The organism is Streptomyces sp. NPDC059080 (genome assembly GCF_042739975.1).
In the GTDB taxonomy this organism is placed as follows: Bacteria; Actinomycetota; Actinomycetes; order Streptomycetales; family Streptomycetaceae; genus Streptomyces; species Streptomyces benahoarensis.
Genome location: NZ_JBHYGX010000014.1, coordinates 18,146 through 34,025, shown reverse-complemented (window position 1 = coordinate 34,025; position 15,880 = coordinate 18,146). Strand labels below are relative to the sequence as shown.

General features: G+C 72.2%; 11 protein-coding genes and 1 pseudogene. 9 read left to right on the top strand and 3 right to left on the bottom strand.

The genetic code is table 11. The features are described 5' to 3' along the window. The first annotated feature begins 156 nt into the window (after positions 1–156). The 8 genes and pseudogenes from ACFWWQ_RS14160 to ACFWWQ_RS14125 all read left to right on the top strand — a co-directional run bounded on the left by ACFWWQ_RS14160 (position 157) and on the right by ACFWWQ_RS14125 (position 11,205). Positions 157–897 carry a response regulator transcription factor gene (locus tag ACFWWQ_RS14160; RefSeq protein WP_384595260.1) on the top strand — a complete coding sequence of 247 codons (741 nt, stop codon included), beginning with the start codon at positions 157–159 and terminating at the stop codon, positions 895–897. Next, positions 894–2,018 carry an ATP-binding protein gene (locus tag ACFWWQ_RS14155; RefSeq protein WP_384595257.1) on the top strand — a complete coding sequence of 375 codons (1,125 nt, stop codon included), beginning with the start codon at positions 894–896 and terminating at the stop codon, positions 2,016–2,018. The genes ACFWWQ_RS14160 and ACFWWQ_RS14155 overlap by 4 nt, the downstream gene beginning before the upstream one ends. Before the next feature lie 259 nt (positions 2,019–2,277). Further along, on the top strand, positions 2,278–6,060 hold the full coding sequence (locus tag ACFWWQ_RS14150; RefSeq protein WP_384595254.1) for a multifunctional oxoglutarate decarboxylase/oxoglutarate dehydrogenase thiamine pyrophosphate-binding subunit/dihydrolipoyllysine-residue succinyltransferase subunit: 3,783 nt from the start codon (positions 2,278–2,280) through the stop codon (positions 6,058–6,060). A 163-nt stretch (positions 6,061–6,223) separates the two neighbouring features. Beyond that, on the top strand, positions 6,224–6,403 hold the full coding sequence (locus ACFWWQ_RS14145) for a DUF6104 family protein (RefSeq protein ID WP_046926026.1): 180 nt from the start codon (positions 6,224–6,226) through the stop codon (positions 6,401–6,403). 349 nt (positions 6,404–6,752) lie between these two features. Continuing rightward, a complete protein-coding gene (locus ACFWWQ_RS14140; RefSeq protein WP_384595250.1) occupies positions 6,753–7,631 on the top strand; it encodes a DUF4097 domain-containing protein in 879 nt (292 codons plus the stop codon). 2 nt (positions 7,632–7,633) lie between these two features. After that, positions 7,634–8,662 (top strand): PadR family transcriptional regulator, encoded by a 1,029-nt coding sequence (locus ACFWWQ_RS14135; RefSeq protein WP_384595247.1) that lies wholly within the window; start codon positions 7,634–7,636, stop codon positions 8,660–8,662. A gap of 468 nt (positions 8,663–9,130) precedes the next feature. After that, positions 9,131–9,985: pseudogene (locus ACFWWQ_RS14130) on the top strand (hypothetical protein); the annotation flags it as partial. A 521-nt stretch (positions 9,986–10,506) separates the two neighbouring features. After that, positions 10,507–11,205: an antibiotic biosynthesis monooxygenase gene (locus ACFWWQ_RS14125; protein ID WP_384595244.1), complete on the top strand. Its 699-nt coding sequence runs from the start codon at positions 10,507–10,509 to the stop codon at positions 11,203–11,205. A gap of 83 nt (positions 11,206–11,288) precedes the next feature. Here the strand turns inward: ACFWWQ_RS14125 and ACFWWQ_RS14120 are convergent, their stop codons facing one another. From ACFWWQ_RS14120 to ACFWWQ_RS14110, 3 genes are all read right to left on the bottom strand, one after another. Next, positions 11,289–11,945 (bottom strand): HutD family protein, encoded by a 657-nt coding sequence (locus ACFWWQ_RS14120; protein WP_384595242.1) that lies wholly within the window; start codon positions 11,943–11,945, stop codon positions 11,289–11,291. 16 nt (positions 11,946–11,961) lie between these two features. Continuing rightward, a complete protein-coding gene (locus tag ACFWWQ_RS14115) occupies positions 11,962–12,924 on the bottom strand; it encodes a zinc-binding dehydrogenase (RefSeq protein ID WP_384595239.1) in 963 nt (320 codons plus the stop codon). A gap of 160 nt (positions 12,925–13,084) precedes the next feature. Continuing rightward, positions 13,085–14,314, bottom strand: a complete 1,230-nt coding sequence (locus ACFWWQ_RS14110) for an NADP-dependent malic enzyme (RefSeq protein ID WP_384595236.1) — start codon at positions 14,312–14,314, stop codon at positions 13,085–13,087. A 531-nt stretch (positions 14,315–14,845) separates the two neighbouring features. Between ACFWWQ_RS14110 and ACFWWQ_RS14105 the strand changes: the two genes are divergently transcribed. Then, complete coding sequence (locus ACFWWQ_RS14105; protein ID WP_384595233.1) at positions 14,846–15,817, top strand: ABC transporter substrate-binding protein; 972 nt, start codon at positions 14,846–14,848, stop codon at positions 15,815–15,817. The last annotated feature ends 63 nt before the right edge of the window (positions 15,818–15,880 follow it).

Here is a 15,880-nt window from a genome sequence, read left to right as displayed (position 1 = left end):
CGCGCTCTGTCTGATACACACACGCGGCCGCGCCCGCCGCCCGCGGCGCGGGGGGGGGGGGCCCCCCCGCCCCCCCCGCCGCCCCCCCCCCCCGCGCCGCTGCCGCACGTCCACTCACTACGCGACCAGGCACACGGGGACATGCAGGGGCGGGCGATGGACCAGACTCAGACCAGCCAGGGCGGCACCGCCGCGGCCACGCCGGGCGCCCAGCGCCGGGTACTGGTCGTCGAGGACGACCCGACGATTGTGGACGCCATCGCGGCCCGGCTGCGCGCCGAGGGCTTCCAGGTGCAGACGGCGACGGACGGCCCGGCGGCCGTCGACACCGCCGAGGCGTGGCAGCCCGACCTGCTGGTCCTCGATGTGATGCTGCCGGGCTTCGACGGCCTGGAGGTCTGCCGCCGGGTGCAGGCGCAGCGCCCGGTGCCGGTGATGATGCTGACCGCGCGGGACGACGAGACCGACATGCTGGTCGGTCTCGGCGTCGGCGCGGACGACTACATGACCAAGCCGTTCTCCATGCGGGAGCTGGCCGCGCGGGTGCACGTCCTGCTGCGCCGCGTCGAGCGGGCGGCGCTCGCCGCGCACACCCCGCGCAGCGGCATCCTGCGCCTGGGCGAGCTGGAGATCGACCACGCGCAGCGCCGGGTGCGGGTGCGCGGCGCCGATGTCCATCTGACGCCGACCGAGTTCGACCTGCTGGTCTGCCTGGCCCACACGCCCCGCGCGGTGCTCTCCCGTGAGCAGCTGCTGGCGGAGGTGTGGGACTGGGCCGACGCGTCCGGGACGCGCACGGTCGACAGCCACATCAAGGCGCTGCGCCGCAAGATCGGCGCCGAGCGCATCCGTACGGTCCACGGCGTCGGCTACGCCCTGGAGACCCCACCCGCATGACGCGTGGCTGGCGGGCGCGCGGCCGTGCCCTGGCCGGGCGCCTGTGGGAGGGGCTGCGGCCGCTCGATCCCTACCGTTCGGTGAAGGCGGCGCTCGGCGCGCTGGTCGTCGTCTCGGTGATCATCACCACGCTGCTGGTCTTCGTCGCCATCCACTCGGCGACCGAGCTGCGGGTCATCACCGTCTTCTCGATCATCGCGTCGCTGCTGGTCACGCAGTTCGTGGCGAACAGCCTGACGGCGCCGCTCGACGAGATGACGGACGTGACGCGGTCGATGGCGCACGGCGACTACACCCGCCGGGTGCGCGCGGAGCGGCGTGATGAGTTCGGCGACCTGGCCAGCGCCTTCAACCGCATGGCGGCCGACCTGGAGGCGGTGGACACCCACCGCAAGGAGCTGGTCGCCAACGTCTCGCACGAGCTGCGCACCCCCATCGCGGCGCTGCGCGCGGTGCTGGAGAACGTCGTCGACGGCGTCTCCGAGCCGGACCCGGAGACCATGCGGACCGCACTGAAGCAGACCGAGCGGCTGGGCCGTCTCGTCGAGCATCTGCTGGACCTCTCCCGTCTGGACAACGGCGTCGTGCCGCTGCACTGCCGCCGCTTCGAGGTGTGGCCGTACCTGTCCGGGGTGCTGAAGGAGGCCAACATGAGCCGCGGCGCCTCCACCCTCGCCGGAACGGCTGGGTCCGGCACCCACACCCGTACGGACGTCCATCTCCACCTGGACGTCTCACCGCCGGAGCTGACCGCGTACGCGGATGCCGAGCGGCTGCACCAGGTCGTCGCCAACCTCATCGACAACGCGATCAAGCACAGCCCGCGCCACGGCCGGGTCACCGTGCACGCCCGGCGCGGCGAGGGGCCGCAGAGCCTGGAGCTGGATGTGCAGGACGAGGGCCCGGGCATCCCGGAAGCGGAGCGCTACCGCGTCTTCGAACGCTTCAACCGCGGCGGGCCCGCGCCGTCCGGTCCGGGGTCCGACGGCGGTACGGGTCTGGGCCTGGCCATCGCGCGCTGGGCGGTGGATCTGCACGGCGGACGCATCGGCGTGGCCGAATCCGATCGCGGATGCCGAATCCGGGTCACTCTTCCGGGGACGGAGTCCGGCCGGAGCTGACGGCCCGTGGCGTAGGGTCGGTGCCGGAAGCACACGAACGGCGGTGCACCGCCCCGATCAGGGGGGTGTACCCGTGGTGAGGCGTACCCGCGCACGGGCAAACCCCGAGTATTTCCCGCCAAGTCATGCCGCGAAACCCGTCGGCGAATGTGACGTGCGCTACCTGTACCCCTCTCGGACTGCACCAAGGGTCACAAGAGGCGTAGCCTTTATTTCCGCTGTCCACCACCTTAGGAAGCGGAAGAGGGCGGTTGCCGCCGTGTCGCCACAGTCCCCCAACAGCTCGAACATTTCGACCGACCAGGACGGGCAGGGGAAGTCCCCTGCCGCGGCCTTCGGTGCGAATGAGTGGCTCGTTGACGAGATCTACCAGCAGTACCTCCAGGACCCGAACTCGGTCGACCGAGCCTGGTGGGACTTCTTCGCCGACTACAAGCCCGGCGCCGCTACCGCGCCGAGCCAGCCGGCCGAGGGCCCCGCCCCCGTACCGCCCACCCAGGAGAAGCCCGTGGCGCCCGCGAAGCCCGCCGCTCCGGCCGCTCCGGCGCAGCCCGCCGCGAGTGCCCCGGCCCCCGTCAAGGCGGCCCCGGCGCCCGTGAAGGCCGCGCCCGCCGCGAAGCCGGCCGCCGCCGCGAAGCCTGTCGCCAAGGAGGACGGCGCGGACAAGGCCCCGGCCGGTCCCGAGCTGGTGACGCTGCGCGGCCCGTCGGCCGCCGTCGCGAAGAACATGAACGCCTCCCTGGAGCTGCCGACGGCCACGTCCGTCCGCGCGGTCCCGGTGAAGCTGCTGTTCGACAACCGCATCGTCATCAACAACCACCTCAAGCGCGCCCGGGGCGGGAAGGTCTCCTTCACCCACCTCATCGGGTACGCGATGGTGCAGGCCCTCAAGGCCATGCCGTCGATGAACTACTCCTTCCAGGAGAAGGACGGCAAGCCGACGCTGGTCAAGCCCGAGCACGTCAACCTCGGCCTCGCCATCGACCTGGTGAAGCCGAACGGTGACCGTCAGCTCGTCGTCGCCGCCATCAAGAAGGCCGAGACGCTCACCTTCTTCGAGTTCTGGCAGGCGTACGAGGACATCGTCCGCCGCGCCCGCAACAACAAGCTGACGATGGACGACTTCACCGGAGTCACCGCGTCGCTGACGAACCCGGGTGGCATCGGCACCGTGCACTCCGTGCCGCGTCTGATGCCCGGCCAGGGCCTGATCATCGGCGTCGGCGCGATGGACTACCCCGCCGAGTTCCAGGGCACTTCGCAGGATGCCCTGAACAAGATGGGCATCTCCAAGGTCATGACGCTGACCAGCACCTATGACCACCGCGTGATCCAGGGCGCCGCCTCCGGCGAGTTCCTGCGGATCATGAGCCAGCTGCTGCTCGGCGAGAACGACTTCTTCGACGACATCTTCAAGTCGCTGCGGATCCCCTACGAGCCGGTCCGCTGGCTGCGGGACATCGACGTCTCCCACGACGACGACGTCACCAAGGCCGCCCGGGTCTTCGACCTGATCCACTCCTACCGGGTCCGCGGCCACGTCATGGCCGACACCGACCCGCTGGAGTACCACCAGCGCAAGCACCCCGACCTCGACATCATCGAGCACGGCCTCACCCTGTGGGACCTGGAGCGCGAGTTCGCGGTCGGCGGCTTCTCCGGCAAGTCGATGATGAAGCTGCGCGACATCCTCGGCGTGCTCCGCGACTCGTACTGCCGCACCACCGGCATCGAGTACATGCACATCCAGGACCCCAAGCAGCGCAAGTGGATCCAGGACCGTCTGGAGCGGCCGCACAACTCGCCCGAGCGCGAGGAGCAGCTGCGCATCCTGCGCCGTCTGAACTCCGCCGAGGCGTTCGAGACGTTCCTGCAGACCAAGTACGTCGGCCAGAAGCGCTTCTCGCTGGAGGGCGGCGAGTCCGTCATCCCGCTGCTGGACGCGGTCATCGACTCGGCCGCCGAGTCGCGGCTGGATGAGGTCGTCATCGGCATGGCCCACCGCGGCCGCCTCAACGTCCTCGCCAACATCGTCGGCAAGTCCTACGCGCAGCTCTTCCGGGAGTTCGAGGGCAACCTCGACCCGAAGTCGATGCACGGCTCCGGCGACGTGAAGTACCACCTGGGCCAGGAGGGCACCTTCACCGGCCTGGACGGCGAGCAGATCAAGGTCACCCTCGCGGCGAACCCGTCCCACCTGGAGACGGTCGACCCGGTCATCGAGGGAATCTCCCGCGCCAAGCAGGACGTCATCAACAAGGGCGGTACGGACTTCACGGTCCTGCCGGTCACCCTCCACGGTGACGCCGCCTTCGCCGGTCAGGGCGTGGTCGCCGAGACGCTCAACATGTCGCAGCTGCGCGGCTACCGCACGGGCGGCACGGTCCACATCGTCATCAACAACCAGGTCGGCTTCACCGCCGCCCCGGAGTCGTCGCGTTCGTCGATGTACGCGACCGACGTGGCCCGCATGATCGAGGCGCCGATCTTCCACGTGAACGGCGACGACCCCGAGGCCGTCGTCCGCGCGGGCCGCCTGGCCTTCGAGTTCCGGCAGGCGTTCAACAAGGACGTCGTCATCGACCTCATCTGCTACCGCCGCCGCGGTCACAACGAGACCGACAACCCGGCGTTCACGCAGCCGCTGATGTACGACCTGATCGACAAGAAGCGCTCGGTGCGCAAGCTGTACACCGAGTCGCTGATCGGCCGGGGCGACATCACGCTGGAGGAGGCGGAGCAGGCGCTCCAGGACTTCCAGGGGCAGCTGGAGAAGGTCTTCGCCGAGGTCCGCGAGGCCGTCTCGGCCCCGGGCGCGGCCGAGGTGCCGGACCCGCAGGCGGAGTTCCCGGTGGCGGTCACGACCGCGATCTCCCAGGAGGTCGTCAAGCGCATCGCCGAGTCGCAGGTCAACATTCCCGACCGGGTCACCGTCCACCCGCGTCTGCTGCCGCAGCTGCAGCGCCGCGCGTCGATGATCGAGGACGGCACGATCGACTGGGGCATGGGCGAGACCCTCGCCATCGGCTCCCTGCTGCTGGAGGGCACCCCGGTCCGCCTGTCGGGCCAGGACAGCCGCCGCGGCACCTTCGGCCAGCGCCACGCGGTGCTGATCGACCGGGAGACCGGCGAGGACTACACCCCGCTGCTGTACCTCTCGGACGACCAGGCGCGTTACAACGTCTACGACTCGCTGCTCTCGGAGTACGCGGTCATGGGCTTCGAGTACGGCTACTCCCTGGCCCGCCCCGAGGCGCTGGTCATGTGGGAGGCGCAGTTCGGTGACTTCGTCAACGGCGCGCAGACCGTCGTCGACGAGTACATCACCGCCGCCGAGCAGAAGTGGGGCCAGACCTCCGGCGTCACGCTGCTGCTGCCGCACGGCTACGAGGGCCAGGGCCCGGACCACTCCTCGGCCCGGATCGAGCGCTTCCTCCAGCTGTGCGCGCAGAACAACATGACGGTCGCCGCGCCGACGCTGCCGTCGAACTACTTCCACCTGCTGCGCTGGCAGGTCCACAACCCGCACCACAAGCCGCTGGTCGTCTTCACCCCGAAGTCGATGCTGCGCCTGAAGGCCGCGGCGTCGAAGGCGGAGGAGTTCACCACCGGCGGTTTCCGTCCGGTGATCGGCGACGAGAAGGCGGACCCGAAGAACGTCCGCAAGGTGCTGCTCTGCTCCGGCAAGGTCTACTACGACCTGGCCGCCGAGCGGGACAAGCGCGGTGCCGACGACGTCGCGATCATCCGCCTGGAGCGGCTGTACCCGCTGCCGGGCAAGGAGATCCAGGCCGAGATCGCCAAGTACCCGAACGCCGGGAAGTTCCTGTGGGTGCAGGAGGAGCCGGCCAACCAGGGTGCGTGGCCGTTCATCGCGCTCAACCTCATCGACCACCTGGATCTGGCGGTCGGTGCGGACATCCCGCACGGTGAGCGTCTGCGCCGTATCTCGCGGCCGCACTCCTCGTCGCCCGCGGTCGGTTCCGCCAAGCGTCACCAGGCGGAGCAGGCCCAGCTGATGGCCGAGGCGTTCGACGCGTAGTCGCCCGCCCCGGTGATCCGGGACACCGGAGGGCCCGTCCCCACGAGGGGGCGGGCCCTTCGCCGTGCCCGCCCACGCTTCCGGGGGCGGGCGGCTGCGCGGTGCCCTGTCCGGCCTGCCTATCCTGGCCGGGAACGTCCTACTGACCCCTGGTGGAGAGCCCGTGTATTTCACTGACCGCGGCATCGAAGAGCTGGAGAGCCGACGCGGCGAGGAGGAGGTCACCCTTGGCTGGGTGGCCGATCAGCTGCGTACGTTCGTCGATCTGAACCCGGACTTCGAGGTGCCGGTGGAGCGGCTGGCCACCTGGCTGGCGCGGCTGGACGACGAGGACGACGAGTAGCGGACGAGCGCCCCGAGGGGCGACGCGGGACCGGGGCCGGCGGCCGAGGGGGCATCCCTTGGCCGCCGGCCCCGTCGCGTGAACCGCTCGCCCTGTCTCCCGGCTTCCGTCCCGGCGACTTCTCTCCTGGCGGCTTCCCTCCCGGCTTCCCTCCCGGCTTCCCTCCCGGCTTCTCTCTTGACTTCGCCTGGGCGCGATATATCGTGTATGGCGAAGACGCGATATGTTGCGTTGCGCTTCCATCCAACCGGGGGTCGGTATGTCCAGCGAGTCGAGTTTTGGTACGTCGAGTTCTCCCACGTCCGGGTCCGGTACGCCGGGGAACGAACGGTCGCACCATCCCCTCCGCGTGGCCGAGCCCCGCACCCTGGAGATCGACGAGCCCGTCCGGGCCCTGGAGATCCGGGTGTGCGGCGGCGCGGTCAACGTGGTGGGCTCGGCCGAGGAGGGGCCGGCCCGGGTGGAGATCGGTGAGGTCACGGGCGAGCCGCTGACCGTCTCCCTTGAGGACGGAACCCTCTCCATCGGCTACGACAACCCTCCGTGGAAGGGGCCCTGGAAAGAGCTGTTCACCTTCCTCCAGCGCAAGGCGTGGCGCGAGCACGGCGCGGTGGTGTCGGTGACCGTCCCGGCCAGCGCCCGTGTCGAGGTGGGCGTGGTCGGCGCCGCAGCGGTCGTGACGGGCATCGCGGGCCCCACCCGGGTGCGGACCGTCTCGGGCGACAGCACGCTCGTCGGGCTGACCGGCGAGGTGCGTGCGGAGACGATCTCGGGCCGGGTCGAGGCACAGGGCGTCACCGGCGGTCTGCGGTTCCACTCAGTCTCGGGGGATCTGACGGTGCTGGACGGCGGCGCGGCCACGGTGCATGCGGACTCCGTGAGCGGTGACATGGTCCTCGACCTCGATCCGTCGGACCGGGGCGCGGACATCCAGCTGACCAGCGTCTCCGGCGAGGTGGCGATCCGGCTCCCGGAGCCCGCCGACACCCGGGTGGAGGCGGGCACCACCAGCGGCACGGTCTCCAACGCCTTCGACACGCTGCGGGTCGGCGGCCGGTGGGGTGCGAAGAACATCAGCGGAACGCTCGGCTCCGGGACGGGCAGACTCAAGGCCACCACCGTCTCCGGCGGCCTCGCGCTGCTGCGCCGACCGGTCTTCGAGACCGGGGACGGCGGCCACCCGGACGACGGCCCGGCCGCCCCGTCCATAGAGAAGAAGGTGCTCTGACCATGCCTCCCGTCTTCGCCCACGGCCGTCTGCGCCTCTATCTCCTCAAGCTCCTCGACGAGAATCCGCGCCACGGCTACGAGGTCATCCGCCTGCTGGAGGAGCGCTTCCAGGGCCTGTACGCGCCGTCGGCCGGTACGGTCTATCCGCGGCTGGCGAAGCTGGAGGCCGAGGGCCTGGTCACGCACGCCACCGAGGGCGGCCGCAAGGTCTACTCGATCACCGAGGCGGGCCGTGCCGAGCTGGCCGGACGCGGCGGTGAACTGGCCGAGCTGGAGCTGGAGATACGCGACTCGGTGGCCGCGCTGGCCTCCGACATCCGGGCGGACGTGAGCGGTTCGGCGAGCGACCTGCGCCGCGAGATCCGCGAGGCCGCCCAGCAGGCACGGGCACAGGGCTGCCAGGGCGGCGACGACGCGGGACCGGAGACCGAGGGCACGTCCGGCGACAAGGAGGCGTGGCGGCAGGCGAAGGAGGAGTTCCGCCGGGCCAAGGAGGAGTGGAAGGAGCAGGCCCGCCGGGCGAAGGACGAGCGCCGCCGCGCCGAACAGGAGGCCCGCCGCGCCCGCGAACAGGCCCGCGAGGCCCAGGCGTTCGCCCGGGAAGAAGTACAGCAGGCCCTCCGGCGGGTCCAGGAGCAGGCACAGGAGCGGGTACGGTCCGGCGACTGGGCGGGCGCGGTCCGCGAGGCGCTGTCGGAGGTCTCCCGTGAGGTGGGCCGCTTCGCGGGGGGAACAGGGCTCGGCGGAGCCGCCACCGAGGGCCGGCCGGGCGCGGACCACGCGGCGACCGGGCGGGCGGGGGCCGGGGAAGCATCCGCGCCGGAGTGGGCGGATGAGCCGCCGGGCCCCGATCCGGCCCGCGACTTCGACCGTCTGCTGGACCGCTTCCGCGACGACCTCCGGGACGCCGCCCGCGACCACGGCGTCACCGCCGAGCAGGTACGCCGGGCCCGGCAACGGCTCGCGGCGACCGCCACCGAAATCGGCGCTGCGCTGCGGGAGCCGGAGGCACGAGGAACGGAGAAGTAGGGGCCGGAGGCCCAGGGCCGGGGCCGACGGGGGGAAGTGGCGGCTGGGGAGCGGCAGTTCGGCACAGGAGGGGCACACCCTCCCGCCGCGGCGCCCCGCTCCCTCCCCACCTCTCCCCACCTCTCCCCACCCGCCATCACGGAGAGTTATTCATCGCAGCCAGGATTCACGGCACGTAATCGGGGAACGTCATCTGTCGCACGGTTTTTCGTCCGGGGCCGGTGCGGGGTTCCCGGTCCGGTGTCCGGGCGGTGGTCGTGTGCGGAGCGGGACGCGGCGTGGGCTGCGCCCCGTCGTCCGTGCGGGGCGCCTCGTTCCGTACGGCATCCGCCGCCCCGTACCGGCACCACTCGGTCCGCGGACGCGCCCGAGGCGTGGACCCCGACGACAGGGCCTGGCCCTCGCGGCGCGCGCCAACGGCCGTTCCCTCTCTGCACGCACGCATCGTGAAGGCCATGAGGTACAGCGATGTCGGACTACCCTTCGGTCGCCCGCCGAATGTGGCAGCAGCTCGAACCGCTGCATGCCACCGCCTACTCCGCCCCCGAGGCCCAGCGGGTCGCGGCGGGCCTCGGTTACGACACCACGTCGCGACGTCCCGGCTACTTCGCCTGGCGCACGGCTCCGTTGGGAGCCGTCGGCCCGGAGCTGGTGACCGCGGCGTTCTACACCTTCGCGCCGCGGCTGGTGGCCCAGTACGTACCACGGATCTGGGCGACGGCCCGGCCGGGCGCGGTGCTGGACGCACGGCTGCGGGCCGTCGACCGGGCGCTCTCCCGGCTGCTGGGCGACCGGCTGTCCGGCCCCGAGGTGGCCGAGGCCGCCCAGCTGGCCCGCCGCGCCGCGGAGAACGCCCACGCCGTGGCGCGTCCGCTCGCCGCCGCCAACCGCGATCTACCGTGGCCCGGGCCGCCGCATCTGGTGCTGTGGCAGGCCGCGGCGGTGCTCCGTGAGCATCGCGGTGACGGCCATCTCGCGACCCTGCTGACCTGGGGGTTGGACCCGTGCGAGGCGTTGGTGTCGCATGCGGCGGCGGGCGGTGGACGGGACCGTCACGGCTGGGCCGCCCCCGCGTCCGCCGCCGCCCGCGGCTGGAGCGCCCAGGAGTGGAGCGACGCCCACGACCGGCTCGCGGCCCGCGGCTGGATCGCACCGGACGGCAGCACCACCGCGTGGGGGCTGCGGGAGCGGGAGGCGATCGAGCGGTTGACGGACCAGTTGGCGGCCGGTCCCTGGCGCGCGCTCGGCCGGTCCGGCGCCGAACGCCTGCACCTGCTGCTGCGCCCGCTGAACCACGCGCTCCTCGCGGCGGGCATCCGGCCGCCGGACGCGGGGGCGGCGCCCGTAACTCCGTGTTCCCGGGGGGAGTTGCCGCCGGGGCGGGGCGCCGTGGATGCGGTGGGCGCGGTGGGCGCGGTGGGCGCGGTGGGCGCCGCGGCGGCCGCGTCGCGCATCTCGCCCCCGCGGTTCTCCTCGTTGCCCCCGTCGCCGCCTTCGACCCCGCCGTCCTTGGCGCCGCCTCCGCCGGCCCGGTCGGCCGGCCCGTCCGCCCCGGTGGTGGCCGCCCTCGCGGCGCGGGGCAGCACGTCGTAGCCGTCACGGTCCGGCGCCCGGCCCGGGGACGGAGCCTCGTCCGAGGCCGACGCCGGCGTCTCCGCCCCCCGCCGGGCCCCGGGTCCGGGGCGCCGCCCCCGTACCTACCCGACCGCCCCGCGGGAGACGTTCCACCCCGGGCAGCCCACCACTTTGACCTCAACCGCGCTTGAGGAAGGAGACTCCGAGCGAGACGGCGGGACACTGTGCGCCCGTCCCGTCGTGCCGTCCCGTGACGAACGGAGTATGTGATGCCCAGGACTTCCGCCTTCCCCGATGTGCGGCGGGCCGATGCCGCAACCGCTCTGATCAGCAGCTGGATCGTGCCGGACCCGGCGGTTCAGGCCGCGGCGGCCGATGCCGTGCTCGCCGCGTGGGAGGCGCAGGAGCGGCCCGACGCGATGCTGTCGCTCACGGTGTTCCTCGGCCTCGACGGCACGGAGGTGCTGCACTACGCGCAGTGGACGGGCGATGAGGCGCACCGGGAGTGGGCACGTGCGCACCGTCCCGCCGCCCTCGCGCCCGTCGACGCGGCGATCCCGGGCATCCGGCGGCCCGGCCTGGTGCGTTATCGCCTCGACCGCAGCCATGTGCCGGAGGGGGCGTCGGACCGTCCGCCGGGGCTGCTGGTCACGCCGGTCTTCGTCACGACGGGGCCGGAGGCCCGGCGTGCGCTGGCGGACACCGTGCTGGCGGAGCTGGCCGAGGCCCGGGTCCCGGGACTGCTGGGGGCGCATCTGCACGTGAGTGAGGATGGTTCGCGGGTGCTCAACCACGCGGAGTGGGAGGACCACGCGGCATGGCGGGCGTTCGCCGACGGCCCGGTGTCGGCGCGGCTCGCGGAGCGGATCGCGGCGCTGGACGGCGTCACCCCGCTGCCCGGCGGCACGGATGGCGTCCCCCGCTACCGCCTGCACGGCGCGCTGGTCAACGTGGCGCCTCCGGCCTGACGGTGCCCCGGCCCACCACCCGGAAGGCCGACCCGGTGCGGCGGCCCCGCCGTCCCAGGCCCGGCGCCGCACCGGCCCGCCCGTCAGCGCGCCCCTTCCGCCCTCTCCCCCGTCAGCGTGATCACCGCGGCAACCCCAGCCGTACGAAGCTCCGCGGCGACCCCGGCGGGCAGCAACACCGCGTCGTCACCCCCGAGCTCGGCCACGACCGCACCGCCCGAGGCCACCACCATCCCCGCCGGGACCGCAGCCGTACCGCCGGGCTCACCGGGCCCGGTAGCCGTACCGCCCGGCAACGCCACCACCAGCCTCGGCCCGGGCGCGCCCGGCAGTTCGCACCCGCCCCGTACGACCGCGACCTCCGCCGCCGCCCGTCCCTCCCGCACCATGACGTTGAGGTTGACGACCGGGCCGTCCACCAGGCGGCAGTCGGTGGCGGCGGCGCCCGGGAAGGCGAAGGGGATGTGGCGGGGCAGCGGTGGGTGGGTGGTGCCGTCGACGGTCAGGTGCAGTCCGGCGCCGTCGACGACGGTGAGGACGCGGCGGATGCCGGGCAGCGGGGAGTACGGGCCGTCGCGGGTGACGTCGGCCAGGCTGACCCGCCAGTCGAAGGCATCCCAGCCCGCGCCGTCGGGGTGGGCGGCGATCTCGCGCGTCACCCCGCCGCCGTTGCTCCACGGCGCGGCGGCCCGTTCCGCCGCCCGCAACACCCGTATGCCGTCGCCCACTTCGCCCCTCACTCTCCGTCGTCCCTGCTCAGACCGTCAGGACGACCTTGCCGAACAGGTCGCCCTCCGCCATCCTCGCGAAGCCCTCGCGCGCCCGGTCCAGCGGCAGGGTGGAATCGATGACGGGGCGGACGCCCTTGGCGGCGCAGAAGCTGAGCAGCGACGTCAGCTCCTCCTTGCTGCCCATCGTCGAGCCGACGACCTTCAGCTCCAGGAAGAAGATCCGGTTGAGTTCGGTGCGCTCGGGGTGGAAACCGCTGGTGGCGCCCGAGATGACGAGGGTGCCGCCGGGGCGCAGCGACGTGACGGAGTGCGACCAGGTGGCGGCGCCGACCGTCTCGATGACGGCGTCCACCCGGTGCGGCAGCCGCTCCCCGCTGCCGAACGCCGCCTCGGCGCCCAGCTCCACGGCGCGGCGCCGCTTGCCCTCGTCGCGGCTGGTGACGAGGACCCGCAGCCCGGCGGCGGCGCCCAGCACGATCGCGGCGGTCGCCACGCCGCCGCCCGCGCCCTGGACGAGAACGCTGTCGCCGGGCCGCACCCCGGCGTTGGTGAAGAGCATGCGGTACGCGGTGAGCCAGGCCGTGGGGAGGCAGGCGGCCTCCTCGTAGGTCAGCTCCTTCGGCTTGGGCAGGACGTTCCAGCTGGGGACGGTGACCTGCTCGGCGAAGGTGCCCTGGTAGCGCTCGGTGAGGAGGGAGCGGGTCTCGCCGGGGCCGACGCCGTGGCCGGTCTGGCCGATGACGGAGTGCAGGACGACATCGTTGCCGTCGGTGTCCGTCCCGGCGGCGTCGCAGCCGAGGATCATCGGCAGCGCGTCCTCGGTGATGCCGACCCCGCGCAGCGTCCACAGGTCGTGGTGGTTGAGGGAGGCGGCCTTGACGTTCACGGTGGTCCAGCCGGGGCGGCTCTCCGGGGCGGGGCGTTCGCCCAGTTCGAGGCCGCTGAGCGGCTTGTCTCGGTCGATGCGCGCGGCATAGGCAGCAAACATGAGGCCAACCTAGGCCGCGGACGCCCGGCGCGGTACGGGGCCGCGCTGTGACGCGCGCCGCGTGTGCCTGGCCCCGCCCGTACGCACAACGGGCCGGGCCCGCACCCCCCAAGAGGCGCGGGCCCGGCCCGTCGGCAACGCGGCGTGGCCGCGGCACGCGTCAGGCGCGTGCCACACCCTCCGCACGGGCGGCGGCCGCGACGGCGGCGGTGACGGCCGGGGCGACGCGCTCGTCGAACGGCGAGGGGATCACGCACTCGGCGCTCAGCTCGTCGGCGACGACGGAGGCCAGCGCCTCGGCCGCGGCGAGCTTCATGCCCTCGGTGATGCGCGAGGCCCGCACCTGCATGGCGCCGGCGAAGATGCCGGGGAAGGCCAGCACGTTGTTGATCTGGTTCGGGTAGTCGCTGCGGCCGGTGGCGACGACGGCCGCGTACTTGTGGGCGACGTCCGGGTGGATCTCCGGGGTCGGGTTGGCCATGGCGAAGATCAGGGAGTTCTTCGCCATGGTGGCCACCGCGGACTCGGGGACCGTGCCGCCGGAGACGCCGATGAAGACGTCCGCGCCGTCGAGGGCGTCCTCCAGCGAACCGGTCAGCCCGCCCTTGTTGGTGAAGCCGGCCAGCTCCCGCTTGACCTCGGTGAGGTCGCCGCGGTCCGCCGAGACGATGCCCTTGCGGTCGCAGACCGCGACGTCACCGATGCCCGCCTCGATGAGGATCTTGGCGATGGCCACACCGGCGGCGCCCGCGCCCGAGATGACGGCGCGCAGCCGGCCCAGCGTCCGGTCGGTCAGCTTGGCGGCGTTGCGCAGCGCCGCGAGCGTGACGACGGCGGTGCCGTGCTGGTCGTCGTGGAAGACCGGGATGTCCAGCCGCTCCTGGAGCTTGCGCTCGATCTCGAAGCACCGGGGCGCGGAGATGTCCTCCAGGTTGACGCCGCCGAAGGAGGGCGCCAGCCGGACGACGGTCTCGACGATCTCGTCGGCGTCGGTGGTGGCCAGCGCGAGCGGCACCGCGTCCACGCCGCCGAACTGCTTGAAGAGGATGGCCTTGCCCTCCATCACCGGGAGGGACGCCTCCGGGCCGATGTCGCCCAGGCCCAGCACCGCGGTGCCATCCGTGACGACCGCGACGACCTGGGACTTCCAGGTGTAGTCGTGCACCAGCTCGGGCCGCTCGGCGATGGCGCTGCAGACCTTGGCGACGCCCGGCGTGTACGCGAGGGACAGGTCGTCCCGGTCGCGGATGGGGACGGTCGCCTGGATGGCCATCTTGCCGCCACGGTGCAGCGCGAAGGCCGGGTCGAAGGCCGGGTCGAAGGGGGCGCCGACGCCGTCGGCCCCCTCGTCGGTGCTGTCGCTGCGAGGATTGACGATCTCCGCTGCCACTTTGTTGAACCCCTTTGTTCGTAAATGGTGAGGGTGGCCACCCCTGGTTGGGAGGTGGGCGGGCACCGCGTCCGTTCCCTGCGCGCCGGATGACCGGTACGCGGGGGGAGGTACGGACGCCGGGCGCGCCGCACACGCGCCCTGAGCCCCGGATGAGGGGTGTAACGCACCTTTCTACCGGACGGGCGTGGCGGGCGACGAGCCAGATCCGCCGCCCCGCCCCCAGCGGATCCGGCAATAAAGATCAATGGGGCGAATCCCCGGAAGGGTTAGGGGGTCCTCGTCCATATTCCGAGACATCCGGACGGCCGGGGCGGACGGGCCCGGTGCCGTCGATCCAGGTCACCGCCCGGCGGTGGAGCGGGCCGAGCCGAACACCCCTGGTCTGTTATCCGATTTTGACCTGAACGACAGTCCGAATATCGGATTCCTGATGGCAGGATTCCGTCCATCGACCGAGGTCGGGGTGGCGGTGAGCCCCTCTTCCCAGCCGTTGCCCGCCGGCTTTTCCCCATCCGCAGGAGGATCAGCATGACTGCACGTCCCACCCGTCGCACGGCCTCCGGCAGGTCCCGGACAGCCGTGGCCGGGGCGACCGCGGTCGCGGCCGCGCTGTTGCTGACGTCCTGCGGGGACCAGACCGACGCGGCTGTCGCCCGCCGTGAGGCGGTGAAGAATCGTGACACCAGCGCCCCGCTCTTCAAGCTGCTCCCCAAGGACATCCAGGAGAAGGCGCTCATCCAGGTCGGCTCGGACATCACGTACAAGCCGGTGGAGTTCCGCAGCGACGGCGCGGTCGAGGGCATCGACCCCGATCTGGCGGCCGCGCTGAGCAAGGAGCTGGGCGTCAAGCTGAACTTCAACAACGCCACCTTCGACACCCTCATGGGCGGCATGAAGTCCAAGCGGTACGACATCGCGATGTCCGCGATGACGGACACCAGGGAACGCCAGCAGGGCATCGACTCCAGCACCGGCAAGAAGATCGGTGAGGGCGTCGACTTCATCGACTACCTCAACGTCGGCGTCTCGATCTACACCCAGAAGGGCAAGACGCAGGGCATCGACGGCTGGGACGCCCTGTGCGGCAAGAAGATCGCGGTGCAGCGCGGCACCGTCTCGCACGATCTGGCCAAGGACCAGTCGAAGAAGTGCGAGAAGAACGGTGAGCAGCCGATCGCCATGGAGGCGTTCGACAACGACTCCGAGGCTCAGACCCGGCTGCGGACCGGCGGTGTGGACGCGGTCTCCAGCGACTACCCGGTCGCCGCGTACGCCGTGAAGGTCTCCGGCCACGGCAACGACTTCCAGATGGTCGGCGGCGCGCCGGTGAAGGCCGCGCCGTACGGCATCGCCGTGCCCAAGGGCAGCGAGAAGCTGCGCGACGCGCTCAAGGCAGCACTGGAGCGCGCCATCAAGAGCGGCGCCTACGCCAAGGTCCTCGACAAGTGGGACGTCAAGGAAGCGGCGGTCACGGAAGCGAAGCTCAACGGCGGTTCCTGACCGCCGCGGCGCCCGCTTCCGCGCCCTCCCCGCCGATCCGCTGAACCTCCGAAAGGCAGCATC